Annotated in this window: 18 protein-coding genes; 2 read left to right on the plus strand and 16 right to left on the minus strand. The window is 59.8% G+C overall.

Going from position 1 to position 21,233, the window contains the following annotated elements; genetic code table 11:
• The first annotated feature begins 71 nt into the window (after positions 1 to 71).
• Positions 72 to 1,391 (plus strand): OprD family porin, encoded by a 1,320-nt coding sequence (locus ACYZT7_RS26780; protein WP_462038874.1) that lies wholly within the window; start codon positions 72 to 74, stop codon positions 1,389 to 1,391.
• 147 nt (positions 1,392 to 1,538) lie between these two features.
• Positions 1,539 to 3,035, plus strand: a complete 1,497-nt coding sequence (locus ACYZT7_RS26785; protein ID WP_462038875.1) for a GGDEF domain-containing protein — start codon at positions 1,539 to 1,541, stop codon at positions 3,033 to 3,035.
• A gap of 94 nt (positions 3,036 to 3,129) precedes the next feature.
• On the opposite strand, the gene lpxC is transcribed toward ACYZT7_RS26785, so the two are convergent.
• From lpxC to mraZ, 16 genes are all read right to left on the minus strand, one after another.
• The gene (gene lpxC / locus ACYZT7_RS26790) at positions 3,130 to 4,041 is read right to left on the minus strand and encodes a UDP-3-O-acyl-N-acetylglucosamine deacetylase (RefSeq protein ID WP_462038876.1); all 912 of its coding nucleotides are present in this window, start codon (positions 4,039 to 4,041) and stop codon (positions 3,130 to 3,132) included.
• 112 nt (positions 4,042 to 4,153) lie between these two features.
• Entirely contained in the window at positions 4,154 to 5,347 is a 1,194-nt protein-coding gene (gene ftsZ / locus ACYZT7_RS26795; RefSeq protein WP_449643031.1) for a cell division protein FtsZ, read from the minus strand.
• A 71-nt stretch (positions 5,348 to 5,418) separates the two neighbouring features.
• Entirely contained in the window at positions 5,419 to 6,678 is a 1,260-nt protein-coding gene (gene ftsA / locus ACYZT7_RS26800; RefSeq protein WP_033061341.1) for a cell division protein FtsA, read from the minus strand.
• A gap of 15 nt (positions 6,679 to 6,693) precedes the next feature.
• On the minus strand, positions 6,694 to 7,563 hold the full coding sequence (locus tag ACYZT7_RS26805) for a cell division protein FtsQ/DivIB (protein WP_462038877.1): 870 nt from the start codon (positions 7,561 to 7,563) through the stop codon (positions 6,694 to 6,696).
• Between the two features lie 4 nt (positions 7,564 to 7,567).
• Positions 7,568 to 8,536, minus strand: a complete 969-nt coding sequence (locus tag ACYZT7_RS26810; protein WP_462038878.1) for a D-alanine--D-alanine ligase — start codon at positions 8,534 to 8,536, stop codon at positions 7,568 to 7,570.
• A complete protein-coding gene (gene murC / locus ACYZT7_RS26815) occupies positions 8,533 to 9,993 on the minus strand; it encodes a UDP-N-acetylmuramate--L-alanine ligase (RefSeq protein WP_462038879.1) in 1,461 nt (486 codons plus the stop codon). The genes ACYZT7_RS26810 and murC overlap by 4 nt, the downstream gene beginning before the upstream one ends.
• Positions 9,986 to 11,056: an undecaprenyldiphospho-muramoylpentapeptide beta-N-acetylglucosaminyltransferase gene (gene murG, locus ACYZT7_RS26820; protein ID WP_462038880.1), complete on the minus strand. Its 1,071-nt coding sequence runs from the start codon at positions 11,054 to 11,056 to the stop codon at positions 9,986 to 9,988. The genes murC and murG overlap by 8 nt, the downstream gene beginning before the upstream one ends.
• Positions 11,046 to 12,263, minus strand: coding sequence for a putative lipid II flippase FtsW (gene ftsW / locus ACYZT7_RS26825; RefSeq protein WP_462038881.1), 1,218 nt, complete (start codon positions 12,261 to 12,263; stop codon positions 11,046 to 11,048). Before ftsW ends, murG begins: the two co-directional genes overlap by 11 nt.
• Positions 12,260 to 13,606, minus strand: coding sequence for a UDP-N-acetylmuramoyl-L-alanine--D-glutamate ligase (gene murD / locus ACYZT7_RS26830; protein ID WP_462038882.1), 1,347 nt, complete (start codon positions 13,604 to 13,606; stop codon positions 12,260 to 12,262). The genes ftsW and murD overlap by 4 nt, the downstream gene beginning before the upstream one ends.
• A gap of 5 nt (positions 13,607 to 13,611) precedes the next feature.
• A complete protein-coding gene (mraY, locus tag ACYZT7_RS26835; RefSeq protein ID WP_282379005.1) occupies positions 13,612 to 14,694 on the minus strand; it encodes a phospho-N-acetylmuramoyl-pentapeptide-transferase in 1,083 nt (360 codons plus the stop codon).
• Entirely contained in the window at positions 14,694 to 16,061 is a 1,368-nt protein-coding gene (locus ACYZT7_RS26840; protein WP_462038883.1) for a UDP-N-acetylmuramoyl-tripeptide--D-alanyl-D-alanine ligase, read from the minus strand. Before ACYZT7_RS26840 ends, mraY begins: the two co-directional genes overlap by 1 nt.
• Positions 16,054 to 17,517, minus strand: a complete 1,464-nt coding sequence (locus tag ACYZT7_RS26845; protein ID WP_462038884.1) for a UDP-N-acetylmuramoyl-L-alanyl-D-glutamate--2,6-diaminopimelate ligase — start codon at positions 17,515 to 17,517, stop codon at positions 16,054 to 16,056. Before ACYZT7_RS26845 ends, ACYZT7_RS26840 begins: the two co-directional genes overlap by 8 nt.
• Complete coding sequence (locus ACYZT7_RS26850) at positions 17,517 to 19,256, minus strand: peptidoglycan D,D-transpeptidase FtsI family protein (RefSeq protein WP_462041868.1); 1,740 nt, start codon at positions 19,254 to 19,256, stop codon at positions 17,517 to 17,519. The genes ACYZT7_RS26845 and ACYZT7_RS26850 overlap by 1 nt, the downstream gene beginning before the upstream one ends.
• Positions 19,256 to 19,549, minus strand: coding sequence for a cell division protein FtsL (ftsL, locus tag ACYZT7_RS26855; RefSeq protein WP_003205353.1), 294 nt, complete (start codon positions 19,547 to 19,549; stop codon positions 19,256 to 19,258). The genes ACYZT7_RS26850 and ftsL overlap by 1 nt, the downstream gene beginning before the upstream one ends.
• The gene (gene rsmH / locus ACYZT7_RS26860; protein WP_462038885.1) at positions 19,546 to 20,493 is read right to left on the minus strand and encodes a 16S rRNA (cytosine(1402)-N(4))-methyltransferase RsmH; all 948 of its coding nucleotides are present in this window, start codon (positions 20,491 to 20,493) and stop codon (positions 19,546 to 19,548) included. The genes ftsL and rsmH overlap by 4 nt, the downstream gene beginning before the upstream one ends.
• A complete protein-coding gene (mraZ, locus tag ACYZT7_RS26865; RefSeq protein WP_095130472.1) occupies positions 20,490 to 20,945 on the minus strand; it encodes a division/cell wall cluster transcriptional repressor MraZ in 456 nt (151 codons plus the stop codon). Before mraZ ends, rsmH begins: the two co-directional genes overlap by 4 nt.
• Between the last annotated feature and the right edge of the window lie 288 nt (positions 20,946 to 21,233).

The raw sequence follows: 21,233 nt of genomic DNA on the forward strand, positions 1-21,233 counted from the left end.
TCCCCTAACAAGAAGCATTTTTAGTCTCAATACAATGAGGCTCTTAGTTGACCCAAGGAGCTTTACCGCTAGTGCGTTTCTCTCTTAGATTCAGCCCGTTGTTCATTGCAATTGCTGCAACGGTGACGCCTGCTGCTCACGCCGCAGACGACTCAAACGCCGAAGGTTTTGTCGAAGGCTCGAGCCTCAACCTCAACGCCCGTAACTACTACATGAACCGCAATCGCCTGCAGCAGGCGGACGACAACATTGAATGGGGCCAGGGTTTCCTCGGCATTTTCGAATCAGGTTACACCCAGGGCACCGTCGGTTTCGGCGTTGATGCCCACGCCATGCTCGGGCTAAAGCTCGACGGCGGTGGCGGTACCGACGGGTCGAGCATCCTGCCGATCAGCGATGGCAACGGCAAAGCGCCGGGCTCGTTCTCGACGGCGGGTGGCACCCTGAAAATGCGTTCTTTCGATACCGAACTGAAGGCCGGTGACTTGTTCCTCGCCAACCCGGTGATCGCCGGCGGCGAAACCCACATGCTGCCCCAGACCTTTCGCGGCGTCAGCCTGACTAACCACAGTTTTGACGGCTGGATGATTGAAGGGGGCCAGGCGAGTTTTACCAAGCCTTACAACCAGAGCGGACACACCCGAATAGGCACGTCCTATGGCAGTCTGTCCGAAGGTGACGAAAGCCGGCACCTGAACTGGGCCGGCGTCGCCTGGAGCGGTCTGCCGGGGCTGACCAGCAGCCTCTATGCTTCCGAACTCAAGGACATCTGGAACCAGTACTACTACGACCTGGATTACACCTACGCGCTGAACGACCTGGTCAGCCTCAACCCGGGCCTGCACTTCTATCACACGCAAGACACCGGCGATGCGCTGCTGGGCAACATCGACAACAACACCTACAGCCTGCATTTCACCGTCGGCGTGGGCAATCACAGCGTCACCGCCGCGTATCAGCGGGTCAACGGCAACACGCCGTTCGACTACATCAGCCAGGGCGACAGCGTCTTCCTCGACAATTCCCAGCAGTATTCGGACTTCAACGGCCCCAACGAACGCTCATGGAAACTCAAGTACGCGTATGACTTTGTCGGGCTCGGCCTACCCGGCCTGACCTCGGCGGTCTCCTACTCCCGTGGTGAACTGGACCTGACCAAGGTCGATCCGGACAGCCGCGGTTATGCCTCGTGGTACAGCGCTGACGGCAAAAACGCCAAGCATTGGGAGCGCGACATCGATCTCAAGTACGTGGTTCAGGGCGGCAAGGCCAAAAACCTGGCGCTGCGCCTGCAATGGGCGACCAACCGTGGAGGCAACGGCTACGGCGTGCTGGATCAGGACACCGATGAATACCGGGTGATCGTCGACTACCCGTTCAATGTCTTCTAAGCTTCAATAAGCAAAAGGCCAGCACGTTTTGCTGGCCTTTTTTTTGTCCGGGATTTATACAGGCGCTCTGAACGAAAACGGTTTCTGGGATTCTGCCCGATTCTTGCGAAAAACTTTCATAACGCCTCATTAGCAGAAGTCAGAACCATGAGTGTGAGCAGTGCAACATCTCACCAACCGATCCGGTCGACGCGGTCGGAGCGGCTTCTGGTTCTCAGCAGTTTGCTGTTGGTGATTGCGATATTGAGCATCGTGGCGTTCCTGCTCATTCGCGAACGTGCCAATGCTGAACAGTCTGCCACTCGCGCAGCAACCAATATCGTGCAACTGATCGATGCAGACGTGCTACGCAACGTCGAACTCTATGACCTGTCCTTGCAAGGCTTGATCTCCGCCTCTCGCCGCGATGACCTCAAGACCGTTTCTCCCGTCATTCGCCATTTGGCCTTGTTCGACCGCGCCACCGCCGCGCCGTACAAGGGCGACATTTTGTTGCTCGATGCGCGTGGAGAGGTGGTCGCCGACTCGGCGTCGGTGGAGCCACGGCAGGGTAATTTCGCGGACCGTGAATACTTCCAGTCCCACGTCAACAACCCGGACCCAGGCATGTTCATCAGTCGGCCCTTCCGGTCGAGGCAAGCCGAGCATGAATGGCGTATCAGTTTCAGTCGCCGGATCAGCGGTACCCACGGCGAGTTTCTCGGTGTAGCCGAGGCGGCCATGCGCTTGAGCTACTTCGACCAGTTGTTCAACAGCTTGAGCATTGGGCGTGACAGCTCGGTCAATCTGATCAGCAAGGACGGTATTCTTCTGGCCCAGCAGCCCCGCCTTGCGGAAGAGCTGATTGGCAAAGACTTCAGCAACCGTCCGAACTTCCAGCGCATTGTCAAAGAAGGCAACGGCAGCTTCACCGGTATTTCAAGCCGCCACAAGGATAAACGCCTGTACACGTTCTCCAAGGTGGGCAACTTGCCGTTGATCGTCATCGTCGCGTTGTCCAGTGATGAAGTGTTGTCGTCGTGGAAGCGCACGGCGGTGGTGGTCAGCGTTGCGACTATTGCGCTGTGCGTCAGCTTGCTCTGGCTGACTTGGCTGCTCAGCCGGGAACTGCGCCTGCGCCACAACGCCGAACAGGAACTGGCGCAACTGGCGGCCACCGATGCCTTGACCGGCCTGGCCAACCGCCGAACGCTGGACCAGGCCCTGCGCCATGAGTGGTTCCGCGCCCAACGCTCCGGCCTGCCGTTGTCAATGTTGATGATCGATGCCGATCACTTCAAGGCGTTCAACGATCGTCATGGGCATCAGGGTGGCGACGATGCCTTGCGCTCGGTGGCCAAGGTGATCTCCGCCAATGTGAGGCGACCAACGGATTTGGTCGCCCGTTACGGCGGCGAGGAGTTTTCGGTAATTCTCGCGGAAACCGACAGCCAGGGTGCGCAACAGATTGCCGAACACATCCGTGCGACAGTGGAGCAATTACCGCTGGTGGCAGGTGCCGAGTCGCCGATTACTGTCAGTATCGGTATCAGTACCTGGACCACAGCTGCCGAGATCAGCTTGGAACAACTGCTGTTCGCAGCGGACAAGGCGTTGTATCAGGCCAAGGAACGTGGGCGTAACCGGGTGGTTGCTGCTGACTGAGGACTTGATCGTTTCCACGCTCTGCGTGGGAACGATCAGGTATAAAAAAAGGCCACCCGAAGGCAGCCTTTAAAAAACTAGAGAGGTTTTTTACTTACACGGCCGCAACAGGGCGCATGTAAGAGATCGGTGCTGTGCTGGCGTCATCGAAAGTCACGACTTCCCAAGCATCTGTCTGCTCAATCAACTTGCGCAGCAGCTGGTTGTTCAATGCATGTCCGGACTTGAAGCCCCTGAACTCACCAATCAGGCTATTGCCCAACAGGTAGAGGTCACCAATTGCATCGAGGATCTTGTGCTTCACGAATTCGTCTTCATAGCGAAGGCCGTCTTCGTTCAGTACACCATCAGCGTCGACCACAATAGCGTTTTCAACGCTGCCGCCGAGTGCGAGGTTGTGCTTGCGCAGGTACTCGATGTCACTCATGAAACCAAAGGTACGGGCGCGGCTGACTTCTTTTACGAACGAAGTGCTGGAAAAATCCACGCTGGCACTTTGTGTGCGGTCACGGAAAACCGGGTGATCGAAATCGATCTCGAAACTCACTTTGAAGCCTTCGAAAGGGACGAAAGTGGCGCGCTTGTCGCCGTCTTCCACTGTCACTTCCCGCAGGATCCGGATGAACTTCTTGGCGGCGTTCTGTTCTTCCAGGCCAGCCGACTGAATCAGAAATACGAAGGGTCCAGCGCTACCATCCATGATCGGAACTTCGGACGCGGAGAGCTCGACGTAGGCGTTATCGATGCCCAGGCCAGCCATGGCCGAGAGCAAGTGCTCCACCGTATCCACTTTGGTGTCACCACTGACCAACGTGGTCGACATGGTGGTTTCACCAACGTTTTCCGCGCGGGCAGGAATCTGCACCACAGGGTCGAGGTCGGCACGAACAAACACAATGCCGGTGTCGATAGGTGCGGGCTTGAGGGTCAGGTATACCTTCTCCCCGGAGTGCAGGCCTACACCTGTAGCACGGATAATATTTTTCAGTGTGCGTTGTTTAATCATGGCTTGGGCCGCTTCAGCGCAAATTGCGAACTGGTATCAACAAAGGCTGGCGATAATAGCAGACCAGGCCTTTGCTGAACACCAATCACCTTCATAGCCCTGATACATTCCATCAATCAGCCTGACGACGCAGGAAAGCCGGGATGTCCAGGTAGTCCAGATCATCTTGCGGATTCATCTTCGCGGCAGTCGCAGCACCGGCCTGAGCCTGGTTGCGCATGACGGTCGGACGGTCCAGGTCACGGTAGTTTACCGCTGGCTGTTCCTGACGTGCAGGGGCTTGTTGTTGTGGTTGGGAAGCCATGGAGGTATGAACGGTATTGTCGATGACCTTCACAGGTTTCTCGATTTTCGCGCCCAGACCGGTGGCAACCACGGTCACGTGCAGCTCGTCGCGCATGTCCGGATCGATAACGGTACCGACCTTGACCATCGCGTGTTCGGAAGCAAAGGCTTCGATGATGCTACCCACGTCGGAGTACTCACCCAGGGACAGGTCAGGACCGGCGGTGATATTCACCAGGATGCCGCGTGCACCTTGCAGGTTCACGTCTTCCAGCAGTGGGTTGCGAATGGCCGCTTCGGTGGCCTCACGTGCACGGTTCGGACCGCTGGCGCAGCCAGTGCCCATCATCGCCATGCCCATTTCGCTCATCACGGTCCGTACGTCGGCAAAGTCGACGTTGATCATGCCCGGACGCTTGATGATGTCGGAGATACCGCGAACGGCACCGGCCAATACATCGTCGGCCTTGGCGAATGCGGACAGCAGGCTTGCGTCCTTGCCAAGGATGGTCAGCAGCTTCTCGTTGGGAATGGTGATCAACGAGTCGACGCTTTCAGACAGCAGACGGATACCCTCGTCGGCGATCTGCATGCGCTTGCGGCCTTCGAACGGGAACGGACGGGTCACCACCGCAACGGTGAGAATCCCCATTTCCTTGGCCACTTCAGCAATGATCGGCGCAGCACCGGTACCGGTACCACCGCCCATGCCAGTGGTGATGAACACCATATTGGTGCCCTGCAGGACTTCGGCAATGCGCTCACGATCTTCGAGAGCGGCCTGACGACCTACTTCAGGGTTGGCGCCAGCGCCGAGACCTTTGGTCACGCCGGTGCCCAGTTGCAGGATGGTCCGCGCGCCGATACTTTTCAGCGCCTGGGCATCAGTGTTGGCGCAGATGAATTCAACGCCTTCAATGTTGCTCTTGACCATGTGGTTGACGGCGTTGCCGCCACCTCCGCCAACACCGATAACTTTAATTACCGGACTTGCGGGGACGTTGTCTACGAGTTCGAACATTTTCCCTCTCCTTTCATTTCTCTAGTTTTTTCGCCTACTGCCTGTATCTACAACGGTGCTGCGGTAAATCTTTAGAAGTTGCCTTGTACCCAGCTCTTGAAGCGATCGAGCAAGGCGACTTTCGGTTCTTCATTGCTGTAACTGTCGCGGCTGCTGATGCCCGAGAACGAAATCCCGTCGGACTGCTTCTGCAGGCCGTACATCAACAGGCCAACGCCGGTGGAATAAATCGGGTTGCGAACCACATCGTCCAGGCCCTTGACGCCATGCGGCACGCCCAGGCGGACCGGCATGTGGAAGATCTCTTCGGCCAGCTCGACCGCGCCTTCCATCTTCGACGTACCGCCGGTCAGCACGATGCCGGCCGGGATCAGGTCTTCGTAGCCGCTGCGGCGCAGTTCGGCCTGGATCAGCGTGAACAGCTCGTCGTAACGTGGCTCGACCACTTCGGCCAGGGCCTGACGGGACAGCTCGCGCGGTGGACGGTCGCCGACGCTTGGAACCTTGATGGTTTCACCGGCACCGGCCAGTTTGGCCAGCGCGCAGGCGTAGCGAATCTTGATTTCTTCGGCGTACTGGGTCGGGGTGCGCAACGCCATGGCGATGTCGTTGGTCACCTGATCGCCCGCAATCGGGATCACCGCGGTGTGACGGATCGCGCCTTCGGTGAAGATCGCGATGTCGGTGGTGCCGCCGCCGATGTCCACCAGACACACGCCCAGCTCTTTCTCGTCGTCGGTCAGGACCGAATACGCGGAAGCCAGCTGCTCCAGAATGATGTCGTCGATTTCCAGGCCGCAGCGACGCACGCATTTTTCAATGTTCTGTGCGGCGTTGACGGCGCAGGTGACCACGTGAACCTTGGCTTCCAGTCGTACGCCGGACATGCCTAGCGGCTCACGAACGCCTTCCTGGTTATCGATCACGTAATCCTGCGGCAAGGTGTGCAGCACGCGCTGGTCAGCCGGAATCGCTACGGCCTGGGCGGCGTCGAGAACGCGCTCGAGGTCGGCGGAGCTGACTTCGCGATCACGAATCGCCACGATGCCGTGGGAGTTAAGGCTGCGGATGTGATTGCCGGCCACGCCGACGAACGCCGAGTGAATGCGGCAACCGGCCATCAGCTGCGCCTCTTCGATCGCGCGCTGGATCGATTGCACGGTGGACTCAATGTTCACCACCACGCCTTTCTTCAGGCCACGGGACGGATGGGTACCGATCCCGACGATTTCCAGCGTGCCGTCGTCCGAGACCTCGCCGACCAGCGCCACCACCTTGGAGGTGCCGATATCGAGACCGACGATCATTTTGCCGCTTTGCACGTTTGCCATGGGTCCTGCCTCTTCTTAATTCTTCGCGACAGCGGGTTGGGCTGCCGTGGGCGCTACAGGTTCCCGCCAGCCAACAGCGAGGCCGTTGGCGTAGCGCAGATCGATGCGCGCAATGTTCGTAATCTGTTCTTTAAGCGTCTTGTCGTAGATGGCAATGAAGCGGCGCATCCTTTCCACCAGCTTGCCGCGGCCCAGCAGCAGTTCGATCCCCGGGCCCGCGCTGCCAGCACCGGTGGTCAGGAACCAGCTGCCTCGTTCACGCAACTCCAGGCGTGCAATCGAGAAGCCCATCGGCCTGAGCATCTGGCTCAGCACCTGGTATTGCTGCATTACCTGCTGCTGAGCCCGTTGTGGGCCGAACAGCTGTGGCAAGTGTTCGTAGTTCGCCAGCTCACGCGGGGTAAACGCCTGGCCCTGGTTGTTCAACAGCGCTTCATCGCCCCAACGGGCCACCGGCAATTGTTCTTCCAGGCGGATCACCACTTGATCCGGCCACACCCGACGCACTTCGGCGTGGGCAATCCATGGCATCGTTTCAAGCTCGGTACGCATGCTCGCAAGATCGATGGTGAAGAAGCTCGACGCCACGTACGGGGCGATCCGCTGCTGCACCGCTTGCTGGCTGATGTAGCTCAAATCGCCCTGCACGTTGATCTTGGTGATCGGCCGGTCGGCGTACGGCAACAAACGCTGCGCGCCCTCGTAAGTACCGAACCCCAGCGCAACCAACAGCACCGGCCAGAACAAGGCTTTCAGAAAACCAAAATTGGCTTTCGGCAGGCGCGCAGACATCGGCTCTTTGGCCACCATTCGGCTGGCACCCCGCGGCACCGGCTTGCGGCCGGGTGGTGCGGAGGGCTGATGTCTCAGCTGAGCGCCTTGCATGGTCTTAACCTCGCGGCTCGTTATTGCTGCTAATGCTGGCGGCCAGAATCGCCAGAACCAGTTGCTGGAAATCCAGGCCGGCGGCACGAGCCGCCATCGGCACCAGACTGTGATCGGTCATGCCCGGTGCGGTATTGACTTCCAGGAACCAGAACTGCCCGTCGGCGTCCTGCATCACGTCTGCCCTGCCCCAACCGGCGATACCCAGCGCCTCACAGGCTTTCGCCGTGAGGTCCATGAGTTCTTTTTCTTTGCTGCTGTCGAGGCCACACGGGATCCGGTACTGGGTATCGCAAGCCACGTACTTGGCGTCGTAGTCGTAGAAACTGTGCGTCGTGCCCAGGGCAATCGGTGGCAACACCTGGTCACGCAGGGTGGCGATGGTGAACTCCGGACCTTGAATCCATTGCTCTACCAACACTTGCGAATCGTAGGTACTGGCCGCTTTCCACGCGTCGATCAACTCAAGAGCTGAAGACACTTTGGCCATCCCGATACTTGAACCTTCATGGGCCGGTTTGACGATCAAAGGGAAGCCCAGTTCCGTCGCTGCCGAAATACAATCGGCCTCAGAGCTCAGTACTGCATGGCGTGGCGTCGGAATACCAAGGCTGTGCCAGACCTGTTTAGTGCGCAGTTTGTCCATGGCCAGTGCCGAAGCCAGAATGCCGCTGCCGGTGTACGGAATACCCAGGCATTCGAGCAGGCCCTGCATGCTGCCGTCTTCACCGCCACGACCGTGGAGAATGATGAAGGCGCGGTCGATTTTTTCGTTCAGCAGACGCTGCAAAAGGTCATCGCCCACGTCGAGACCAAACGCGTCCACACCGGCGCTTAGCAGCGCGTCGAGAACCGCGTTACCCGATTTCAGGGACACCTCACGCTCGGCACTCTTGCCGCCGAACAGCACGGCGACGCGGCCGAAGTCTTTCGGCGCGAGGGTGGAGACGAGGTTGGCGTAAGCAGCAGTCATTTCAACTTCCCCACGCTTGGCGCGGCAACGGCGCCTGCGAACAACGGACTTTTCAACAGTTTCGGGGCGAGACCGCCAATATCACCGGCGCCCTGGCACAGCAGGATGTCGCCGGCACGCAGCAGCGGTTTGACGATTGGCGCGAGGTCGACACCGCGCTCAATGTAGATCGGGTCGAGCTGACCGCGCTGACGGATGCTGTTGCACAACTTGCGGCTATCAGCGCCCGGGATCGGTTCTTCACCGGCCGGGTAGACTTCCATCAGCAGCAGAACGTTGGCGTCGGCCAATACATTGACAAAATCGTCGTACAAGTCGCGGGTCCGGCTGTAACGGTGCGGCTGGTAGACCATCACCAGACGACGCTCCGGCCAGCCACCACGTACGGCTTTGATCACGGCGGCGACTTCGGTCGGGTGGTGACCGTAGTCGTCGACCAGCATCACGTTGCCGCCCTCTACCGGCAGTTCGCCGTAGACCTGGAAGCGTCGGCCGACACCCTGGAACCCGGAAAGGCCCTGGACAATGGCTTCATCGCTGACGCCCTCGTCAGTGGCGATGCAGATGGTTGCCAGTGCGTTCAATACGTTGTGGTTGCCCGGCATGTTCACCGAGACATCCAGCGGATCACGATCAGGGCGCAGCACGGTGAAGAAGGTCTGCATGCCCTGCTGACGCACATTGATCGCGCGCACATCGCAGTCGTCGCCGAAGCCGTAAGTGACTGTAGGACGTTTCACCAGCGGCAGGATTTCACGCACCACCGGATCGTCCAGGCACACCACCGCCAGACCGTAGAACGGCAGGTTGTGGAGGAATTCGACGAAGGTTTTCTTCAGTTTGTTGAAGTCACCGTCGTAGGTCGCCATGTGATCGGCGTCGATGTTGGTGACCACGGCCACCAGCGGTTGCAAATGCAGGAAGCTGGCGTCGCTTTCGTCGGCTTCGGCGATCAGGTAACGGCTGGTACCGAGCTGGGCATTGGTGCCCGCGGCATTCAGACGGCCACCGATGACGAAGGTAGGGTCCAGACCACCGGCGGCAAACACCGAAGCGATCAGGCTGGTGGTGGTGGTTTTGCCGTGGGTACCGGCGACGGCGATGCCGTGGCGGTAACGCATCAGCTCAGCCAGCATCTCAGCACGCGGCACCACCGGAATGCGGCGGTCCAGGGCGGTGGCGACTTCAGGGTTGGACGTGTTCACGGCACTGGAGGTGACCAGCACATCGGCGGTCGCGGCGTTCTCGGCGCGGTGGCCGATAAAGATCTGGGCACCGAAGGACTCGAGACGCTCGGTCACCGGCGAAGCTTTCAGGTCGGAACCGGACACTTCATAGCCCAGGTTCAACAACACTTCGGCGATGCCACACATGCCCACGCCGCCGATCCCGACGAAGTGGATTTTACGGATGCGGCGCATTTCCGGGTGCGGCATGGCTTTCTGATTCTCAACCATGGGCCACCTCCAGGCAGGTATCGACCACGTTACGGGTTGCATCGGGTTTGGCCAGGCGGCGTGCCGCGGCGGCCATGTCGGTCAGTCGTTGTGGTTGCATCAGGACCTCTGTCAGGCGTGCGGCAAGATCCGCTGCGCCAGTCGTTCTTTGCGGCATCAGGAAGGCAGCGCCTTCACGGGCCAAATAATCGGCGTTGCGGGTCTGGTGATCGTCGATCGCGTGGGGCAAAGGCACCAGCATCGAGGGCAGACCGGCGGCGGCCAGTTCACTGATGGTCAGCGCGCCTGCGCGGCACACCACCAGGTCGGCCCAGCCATAGGCTTGGGCCATGTCTTTGATGAAAGGCTGCACTTGCGCCTCGACGCCAGCCGCGCGATAGCGCTCTGCAGTCACTTCATCGTGGTTTTTGCCGGCCTGATGAAACACTTCCGGGCGCAGGTCGGGGGCGACTTGCGACAGGGCTTCAGGCAGCAACTTGTTCAACGGCTCTGCGCCCAGGCTTCCGCCCAGGATCAGCAAACGCGCCTTGCGACCGGCCAGAGCCTGTCGCGGTGTTTCGAGGAACAGCTCGGTGCGCACCGGGTTACCGGTGGTCCGACGGCTGTCCGACAGGGTAAAGGTGTCGGGGAACGCTTCACAGACTCGGGCGGCCAACGGCACCAGCAACCGATTGGCGGTACCGGCCACGGCGTTCTGCTCATGAACGATCACCGGCACGCCGGCCAGTTTGGCTGCAACGCCGCCAGGACCGGTCACATAACCACCAAAGCCGACCACACAGACTGGCCGCAGCTGACGAATGATCGCCCGCGCCTGCCAGATCGACTTGAGCAACATGAACGGTGCCTTGAGCAAGGACAGCTTGCCCTTGCCGCGCAAACCGCTGGCATTGATCCGGTGCAGCTCGATTCCGGCCATCGGCACCAGTTCGTTCTCGATGCCACGCGGTGTCCCGAGCCAATGCACGGTGTAACCACGGGCCTGGAATTCGCGGGCACACGCCAGCGCCGGGAACACGTGGCCACCGGTGCCGCCCGCCATGATCAATACGTTAGCGCCCATGGGTCGGCTCCTCGGCGAAGTCGCTCTCATGGAACTCCATCTCTTCACTGCCCAGGTGGGTTCGACTTTCCCACTCGATGCGCAGCAACAAGCCGAGACAGGCACAGCAGATCACCAACGAACTACCGCCATAACTGAGGAACGGCAGGGTCAGCCCTTTGGTCGGCAGCAGGCCGACGTTCACCCCGATGTTGATCAGGAACTGACCAATCCACAGGAACGACAGGCCGTACGCGATGTAGGCGGCGAAGAATTGCTTGGCCTTTTCGGCCCAATAGCCGATGTACATGCCACGCACACAAACAAACGCGAACAGCGCTACCGTGCACAAGGAACCCACGGCACCCAGCTCCTCGGCCAGGACCGAGAACACGAAGTCGGTGTGGGCTTCCGGCAGGTAGAACTGTTTCTGCACGCTGTTGCCCAGGCCTACGCCCAGCCATTCCCCGCGACCAAAAGCAATCAATGCTTGAGACAACTGGTAGCCAGCACCGAACTGGTCGGCCCACGGATCCGCAAAGTTGGTCAAGCGCGCCATTCGATACGGCTGCACTTGAATCAGCAACACCACCGCCCCGACCGCGAGGATAACCATCAGGGAAAAACGGAACAGCCCGACCCCGCCGAGGAACAGCATCGCCGCCGCAGCCCCCATCATCACGACGGTGGCACCAAAATCCGGTTCCATCAGCAACAGACCCGCCATCGGCAGCAAAACAATGAACGGCTTGAAGAAGCCCATCCAGCTTTCACGCACTTCTTTCTGGCGACGCACCAGATAACCGGCGAGGTAGATCACCACGAACACCTTGGCGATCTCGGAAGGCTGGACGTTGAAGAAGCTGAAGCCGATCCAGCGCATCGAACCGTTCACTTCACGGCCGATCCCCGGGATGATTACCATCACCAGCAAACCGAACGCACCAATCAGCATCAGCCAGCCCAGGCGTTGCCAGGTGGCGATCGGAATCATCATGGTGACAATGCAGGCACCAAGTCCCAACACCACGTAGATAAGGTGGCGAATCATGTAATACAGGGCACTGCCCGACTGCACCGCTGCTACTTCGGTCGATGCCGATGCAATCATGACCAGCCCGAGGCCGATCAATGCCAGGCAGCCGGCGAGCATCGGGAAGTCGAGGTCGATACCGCGCCCGGTGATGATCGGCGACGGATACGGCTTGATGATGTTCATCAGGCTCATGCCAGATCCTCCACAGCGCGGACGAACTGGTGACCACGGTCTTCGTAATTCTTGAACATGTCGAAACTGGCGCAGGCTGGCGACAGCAGCACCGCGTCGCCCGGTTCGGCGATGGCGCGGCATTGCGCGACGGCTTCGTCCAGCGAGTTGACGCGAATCAGTGGCACGGCATCGCTGATGGCCTGAGCGATCAGCTCGGAGTCGCGACCCATCAGCACCACGGCGCGGCAGTTAACCGCGACCGGATCGCGCAGGTCCTTGAACTCGGCACCCTTGCCATCGCCACCGGCGATCAGCACGAGCTTGCCGTCGATGTCCGCGCCCAGGCCTTCGATGGCAGCCAGTGCGGCGCCGACGTTGGTGGCTTTGGAATCGTTGTAATAGCCCACGCCATTCAGGTCGCGGACCCATTGGCAGCGATGCTCAAGCCCGGCGAAAGTACGCAGGCTCGACAGCATGGCGTCGAACGGCAAGCCAACAGCATGACCCAGGGCCAATGCCGCCAGGGCGTTGGACTGGTTATGGGCGCCGCGAATTCTCAATTCGCGCACCGGCATCAGGTTCTGGAACTCGAAGGCCAGGTACTTCTCGCCGTCTTCTTCACGAATACCGAATGCCTTGAAATCAGGTTTGCTCAAACCGAAAGTCCAGCATGGCTGACCTTCGCCCATCAGCGGACGGCTCAGGGCATCCTGACGGTTGACCACAAACTGCTTAGCACCTCGGAAGATCCGGTGCTTGGCCAGGTGATAGGCCGGCAGACCGCTGTAGCGGTCCATGTGGTCTTCGCTGACGTTGAGCACGGTCGCCACTTCGGCGTTCAGTTGAGCGGTGGTTTCGAGCTGGAAGCTCGACAACTCCATCACGTACAGCTCGACGTCGTCACTGAGCAGATCCAGCGCCGGCGTACCGAGGTTGCCGCCGACGGCGACACGCTTGCCGGCCGCTGCAGCCATCTCGCCCACCAACGTGGTGACAGTGCTTTTCGCGTTGGAACCGCTGATGGCGACAATCGGCGCTTTCGCGTAACGCGCGAACAGCTCGATGTCCCCGGACAATTTCACGCCACGGAGGGCGGCGGCCTGCAGGGCCGGGGTCGCCAGCGCCAGCCCGGGGCTCACGTAGAGCTCGTCGGCGCGGCACAGGAACTCGACGTCCAGCTCGCCACAACGCACTTCCACGTGCGGATAGTCACGCTTGAGCGTGGCCAGTTCCGGTGGATTTTCCCGCGTATCGGCGACAGCAAACGACGTGCCCCGGTTCGCCAGGAAGCGAACCAGGGACATGCCGCTCTTGCCGAGGCCGACAACGATGCGGAAGTGGTCAGAAGCGATCAGAGACACTCGTTCTACCTCAGCTTCAGGGTGGCAAGGCCAACCAACACGAGAATCACGGTGATGATCCAGAAACGGACGATCACACGTGGCTCGGGCCAGCCCTTGAGTTCAAAGTGGTGGTGAATCGGCGCCATGCGGAACACACGGCGACCGGTGAGCTTAAAGGAAGCAACTTGAATGACGACTGACAGGGTCTCCATCACGAACACGCCGCCCATGATGAACAGGACGATTTCCTGACGGACGATCACCGCGATGGTGCCCAGGGCCGCGCCTAGCGCCAGTGCGCCGACGTCGCCCATGAACACCTGAGCCGGATACGTGTTGAACCAGAGAAACCCGAGGCCCGCGCCGATCAAGGCGCCGCAGAACACGATCAACTCGCCTGCGCCCGGTACATACGGGATCAGCAGGTATTCAGCGAATTTCACGTTACCCGACAGGTAGCAGAAGATCCCTAACCCGCCGCCGACCATTACGGTGGGCATAATCGCCAGACCGTCGAGGCCGTCGGTCAGGTTGACCGCGTTGCTCGAGCCGACGATCACGAAGTACGTCAGGACGATGAAACCTGCGCCCAGCGCAATGCTGTGGTCCTTGAGCATCGGCAGGATCAGGGTGGTTTCCACCGGTGTCGCTGCGGTCATATAAAGGAAGATCGCCGCGCCCAGGCCGAACACCGATTGCCAGAAATATTTCCAGCGGCTCGGCAAGCCACGGGAGTTCTTCTCGATCACTTTGCGGTAATCGTCGACCCAGCCGATGGCGCCGAACAACAAGGTCACCAGCAGCACGGTCCACACGTAACGGTTGGACAGATCAGCCCAAAGCAACGTGCTGACGCCGATGGACGAAAGAATCAGCGCGCCGCCCATGGTCGGGGTGCCCGACTTGGACAAGTGCGATTGTGGACCGTCGTTGCGAACGGATTGACCGATCTGACGGTTCTGCAAAGTGCGGATCATCCACGGGCCAAAGCACAGCGACAAAACCAACGCGGTCAGCACACCGAGAATCCCGCGCAGGGTCAGGTACTGAAAGACCGCGAAGCCTTTGTAGAACTGTTGCAGATACTCCGCTAGCAGCAGCAGCATTAATGTTTCTCCAGGCTGGTCCCGCACAAAGCGGCGACGATGTTTTCCATCGCAGCGCTGCGCGAGCCCTTGATCAAAATGGTGGTGTTTGTGTCTTGCTCGGTGCCCAGAGCCTTGATCAGCTCAGCCTGAGTGGCGAAGTGAAAAGCCTGTGGACCGAAAGCGTTCACGGCGTGAGCCATCATTGGCCCGACGGCGTAAAGCGCGCAAACCTTGCCGCGGGCGTACTCGCCCACGTCACGATGCCCCTGCTCCGCCCAATCGCCCAACTCGCCGATATCCCCGAGCACCAGAACGGTGCGGCCGGAAAAGCCGGCGAGTATATCAACGGCGGCGCACATCGAGGTGGGGTTCGCGTTGTACGTGTCATCGATCACGCGCATGCCATTGGTGGCCAGTTGCGCGACGGTGCGTCCCTTGACCGGTTGCACCGCGCCCAGGCCAGTGGCGATGCCGAACAGCGATACGCCCAAGGCATGAGCGGCAGCGGCGGCGGCCATCGCATTGGCAACGTTATGGGTGCCGAGCAGGTTCAGTTGGACGCGTTCCATACCTTCAGGACTGTGCAGATTGAACGCCGGGCAACCGCGAGCGTCACGGTCCAGATCGCTGGCGTAGAAATCGGCGCTGACATTGCTCAGGGCGAAAGTCAGGACTTTGCGACCGGCAGCGCGGGTCTTCCAGATGCCGAACGCCTTGTCGTCCAGATTGAGAACAGCGACGCCATCGGCATCCAGCCCTTCAACAATCTCGCCCTTGGCTTCAACGATTTTTTCCGGCCCGCCGAACTCACCGACGTGGGCGGTGCCGGCGTTGTTGAGCACGGCCACATGAGGTTTGGTCATGCCGACGGTGTAGGCAATTTCGCCGAGCCGCGAAGCACCGAGTTCGATGACTGCGGCGGTGTGTTCCGGCGCGAGTTCGAGCAGGGTCAGCGGAACACCGAGGTCGTTGTTCAGGTTGCCACGGGTCGCCAGCACCGGACCGCGGGTGCGCAGGATGCTCGCGAGCATTTCCTTGACCGTGGTTTTGCCGCTGGAGCCCGTGATGGCCGCGACCGGGCTGGTACAAGCAGCACGGTTCATCGCGCCCAGTTGGCCGAGGGCCTGGCGGGTATCTTTGACCAGCAATTGCGGCAGTGCGCTGTCGGCGACTTCACGCTCGACCAGCGCCGCTACGGCGCCTTTTGCGGCAACGTCATTGAGATAGTCATGACCATCGAAACGCGGACCGGTCAGGGCAATAAAGAGTTGGCCGGGTTTGATCGCGCGGCTGTCGATGCTGACACCGTCGAAGCTGGCATCGGCAGTGATCAAGCGGGCATTCAGCGCGCCGGTCAGTTCGCTCAGTTTCAAGGCTTTAAGCATGAGCCACCTCCCACGCGGTAAGGGCGTGATCAGCTTCGACCAAATCGGAGAAATCGTGACGCTGGCCGTTAATTTCCTGATAGTCCTCGTGACCTTTACCGGCCAGGACGATCACGTCATCCGCCGAAGCACTGGCGATCAATTGGGCAATCGCCTGTCCACGCCCAGCAACGAAGGTCACTTTATCCACAGCCTTAAAACCGGCGCGGATGTCGTCGAAGATCACTGCCGGGTCTTCGGTACGCGGGTTGTCATCGGTCACCAGCACGCCGTCAGCCAGACGCTCGACCACTTCGGCCATCAGCGGACGCTTGCCGCGATCGCGATCACCGCCACAACCGAACAGGCACAGCAAACGGCCTTTGGCGTGAGGACGCAGGGCCATCAAGACTTTTTCCAGCGCATCCGGGGTGTGGGCGTAATCGACCACGACCAGCGGCTGTGTGCCACCGCCGAGGCGCTGCATGCGTCCGGCCGGGCCTTCAAGTTTTGGCAGTACTTTAAGGATTTCGTCCAGTGCGTAGTCCAGGCCAAGCAAGGCGCCGACCGCGGCCAGCACGTTGCTCAGGTTGAAGCGACCGAGCAAGGTGCTGCGCAGATGATGCTCGCCCTGAGGGGTGACCAACGTGGCGCGCACGCCTTCGTCATTGAACTGCGCTTCACGGCAATAAAGGTAAGCGCTGGCGTCTTCCAGACTGTAGGTGATCAAGCGCGATTCGCGTTTATCCGCAGCCAGTTGGCGGCCGAAATTGTCGTCGAGGTTGACCACCCGGCACTTCAAATCATTCCAGGCAAACAGCTTGGCCTTGGCTTCACCGTAAGCTTGCATGGTGCCGTGGTAATCCAGGTGATCGCGGGACAGGTTGGTCATCACTGCCACATCAAACGCCAGTGCGGTCACGCGGCCCTGGTCCAGGCCGTGAGACGAGACTTCCATCGCGACCGCTTTAGCGCCGGCCTTTTTCAGGTCAGCAAGGGTCGCTTGCACGGCGATCGGGTTCGGCGTGGTGTGCAGGCCGCTTTCCAGCGCGCCGTAGAAACCTGTGCCCAAGGTGCCGACAATGCCGCAATGCTGGCCGAGCAAATCCAAGGCTTGCGCGACCAATTGGGTCACGCTGGTTTTACCATTGGTGCCGGTCACGCCGACCAGATTCAGGTGCCGGCTCGGGTCGCCGTAAAAGCGCCCGGCGATGTCCGACAGCTGCGCCGCCAGACCTTTGACCGGGATTAACGGGACGTCGGTAATCGGCAACACCGTGGCGCCTTCGACTTCATAGGCGACAGCGGCAGCACCGCGCTGCAAGGCGTCGGCAATGTGCGAACGACCGTCGAATTTGCCGCCAGGGACGGCAAGAAACAGATCGCCAGCCCGCACGTTGCGGCTGTCCAGGGTCAGTTCGCGGATCAACAGATCGCGGCCGGCGTGGGCAAAAATCTTGTTCAGGCTTAGAGACATTAGCCGCGCCCTCCATTGGCTTTCAGCGGAACGATCGGTGTTGCGTTGGCCTGTTGCACCGGTGGCAGGTTGTCCGGCGTGACGTTCATCAGGCGCAAGGTCCCGGACATCACTTTGCTGAACACCGGCGCCGAGACCAGACCACCGTAGTAACCGGCCTTGGTCGGTTCATCGATGACTACAACGATTGCGTAGCGCGGATCGCTCATCGGGCCGAAGCCGGCGAACAGTGAGCGGTAAGAATTCTCGGCGTAGCCTTTGGTACCGACCGAGGTTTTACGCGCCGTACCGGATTTGCCGCCGACGTGATACGCCGGCACTTGCGCACGGAACACGCCGCGCGGCGCTTCGATCACTTGTTGCAGCATGGTTTGCATGGTTTTCGCGACAGCTTCCGGCAATACCTGTGTGGTTTGCGGCGCCTTGTCGGTTTTGATCAGGGTCAGCGGCGCGAGGCGACCATTGTTGGCCAGGGCCGAGAAGGCGTGGACCAACTGGATCGCGGTCACGGAAATACCGTAGCCGTAAGACAGCGTGGCGGTTTCAGCCTTGCGCCATTCGCGGTAGTTCGGCAGGTTGCCGACGCGCTCGCCCGGAAAGCCCAGACCCGTGTCCTGGCCGAGGCCGACTTTTTGCGCGAGACGGAAAATCGTTTCGCCGCCGATATCGAAGGCGACTTTACTCATGCCGACGTTACTGGAGTTGATCAGGATGCCGGTCAGGTCGAGCACCGGACCTTCGCTCTTGGATACGTCCTTGATGGTGTATTTACCAATCTGCAAGGTGCCCGGGTACACCTCGACGGTATCGGTCGGTTTCCATCGCCCGGTTTCAATCGCGGCGCTCATGGAAATCGCTTTCATGGTCGAACCCGGTTCGAACACGTCGATCATCGCGCGGTTACGCATCATCGCCGGTTGCAGGTTGCGACGGTTGTTCGGGTTGTAGGTCGGCTGGTTGACCATGGCGAGGATCTCGCCGGTCTTCACGTCCATGATCACCAGGCTGCCGGCCTTGGCGCCGTTCTCGATGATCGCGTTACGCAGTTCGCGGTTGGCCAAATATTGCAGACGCAGGTCAATGGACAACGCCAAGGGCTTACCGGCCTTGGCGTTTTTGGTCACCTGAACATCTTTGATAAGTCGACCGCGCCGGTCCTTGATGACCTGCCGCTTGCCGGGGACACCGGCCAGCCATTCGTCATAAGCCAGCTCGACACCTTCTCGACCATGGTCATCGATGTCGGTGAAGCCGACCATATGGGCGGTGACTTCACCGGCCGGGTAGAAACGGCGGAATTCTTCGATGCCGTAAACGCCCGGCACTTTCAGGTCGAGCACGGACTGGCCTTGCTCAGGCGTCAGCCCGCGCACCAGGTAAATGAATTCTTTATTGGCTTGGGCTTCGAGACGTTCGGCCAGGGCTTTCGGATCCTGACCCAACGCCGCCGCCAGTGCTGGCCATTTCTCTTTGGCCAGTTGCATTTCCTTGGCGTTGGCCCACAGCGTGGTGACCGGCGTACTGACGGCCAAAGGCTCGCCGTTACGGTCAGTGATCAGCCCACGGTGAGCCGGAATCGGAATATGACGAACGCTGCGCGCATCGCCCTGACCTTTAAGGAAGGCACGGTCGACTACTTGCAGGTCGATAATGCGCCAGGCAATCGCCGCGACCATAACGCCGAGCAAACCCAGCACCAGGCGGAATCGCCACGGAAAGAGTGCGCCCTCGAGTTTCATCATGGCGCCACCATCTGCACTTCAGCTGCGCCAGGAATACGCATCTTCAGTTGCTCGGTCGCCAGGACTTCGATACGGCTGTGGGCGGTCCAGGTGCTCTGTTCGAGAATCAAACGGCCCCACTCCGCTTGCGCCTTGTCACGCACACTCAATTCGTTGTACAGCGAATTCAACAGCTGACGGTTCCAGTGGGCGCTGTAGGAAACGCCGATGGCCGACACGAGCACGCCAATAAACAGCAGCAGCATGAAAAAGCTTCCGCCGGGAAGTGGCTTGGCGAAAAGCTTGCTCACCGCAGCTTCTCCGCGACGCGCATGACGGCGCTACGGGAACGTGGGTTGGCTTTTAGTTCGGCCTCGGAGGCGGACTGTGCTTTGCCATGGATTTTGATTATTGGTTCGAAGGTGACGTGACGTACCGGCAGGTTGCGCGGCAAGTTGTCGGCTTCGCCTTTCACCAGTTTGCGCATGAACAGTTTGACGATGCGGTCTTCCAGCGAGTGGAAGCTGATGACGACCAGACGGCCGCCGACTTCCAGGCATTCCAGCGCGGCTTCGAGGCCGGCTTCCAGATCACCCAGTTCGTTGTTGACGTGAATGCGCAAGCCCTGGAACGCACGGGTCGCCGGGTTCTTGCCCTTTTCCCACGCCGGGTTGGCCACTTTCAGGACTTCAGCCAGATCGGCAGTGCGCTCGAACGGTTTGATGTCGCGACGCTCGGCCACGGCACGGGCCATGCGGCCGGAGAAACGTTCTTCGCCGTACTGCTTGAACACCCGAGCGATTTCTTCCACCGGGGCGGTGTTGACGAATTCGGCAGCGCTGATCCCGCGGGACGGATCCATGCGCATGTCGAGCGGGCCATCATTGAGGAAACTGAAGCCGCGCTCAGGGTCGTCGAGCTGCGGCGAAGACACGCCGAGGTCAAGCAAAACGCCGCTGACCTTGCCGTCCAGACCCCGTTCGGCAACTTCCGAACCGAGCTCGGCAAAGCTGCGCTGTACAACGACAAAGCGGCCGTCTTCGGCCGCTAGCGTTTGCCCGGTGGCAATCGCTTGAGGATCTTTGTCGAATCCGAGGACCCGACCATCGGGACCGAGCTGGCTGAGGATCAACCGGCTGTGTCCGCCGCGCCCGAACGTACCGTCCAGATAGCAGCCATCAGGACGTACGGCGAGAGCCTCCACGGCTTCGTCAAGCAGTACGGTGATGTGGTTAAAGCCGCTATCAATAGTCACAGGATCAAATCACGCAGTTCATCAGGCATGGCGCCCGGTTGTTGAATGGCAGCCAGGTCAGCGGCAGAAACCGCATCCCAGGCATCCTCGTCCCACAATTGGAACTTGTTCAGTTGGCCTACCAACATCGCGCGCTTATCCAACTTGGCATATTCACGAAGACGCGGCGGAACCAGAAAACGACCACTGCCATCGAGCTCGAGGTCGACGGCATTACCAATCAGTAAACGTTGCAGGCGGCGGCTCTCTTCGCTAAACGAAGGGAGTGTGCGCAGTTTGGTTTCAATAATTTCCCACTCATCGAGGGGGTAAACACACAAACACGGATCAACGGCATCAATTGTGACGATTAACTGACCGGAACTACGCGAAACGAGCTCGTCACGGTACCGGCTCGGCATAGCGAGACGGCCCTTTGCGTCGAGACTGATAGCGTTAGCTCCGCGAAACACGACAGCGCTTCTCCAAATATTAGCGTTTTGAGCTCAAAAAACCCACTTCATGCCACTTTCCGCCACTTGTGCACACTATAGGAATGCGGCCACCGCACCGTCAAGGCGCGGATTAAAGGAAAAGCCTTACAGAACTGAGATTTAGGAGCGTATTAGGAGGGGTAAGGAGAATCAGACGTGTAATCCCGCTCAATAACTTGAACCAGCACTGATGGCTGCACTCGGAAGTTAAAGTAATTTATTAAGAGTAAGATTTTTTCGGTATTACGAAAGTGCTTCTGCCGACGA

The sequence above is a fragment of the Pseudomonas sp. RT4P38 genome, assembly GCF_054897765.1.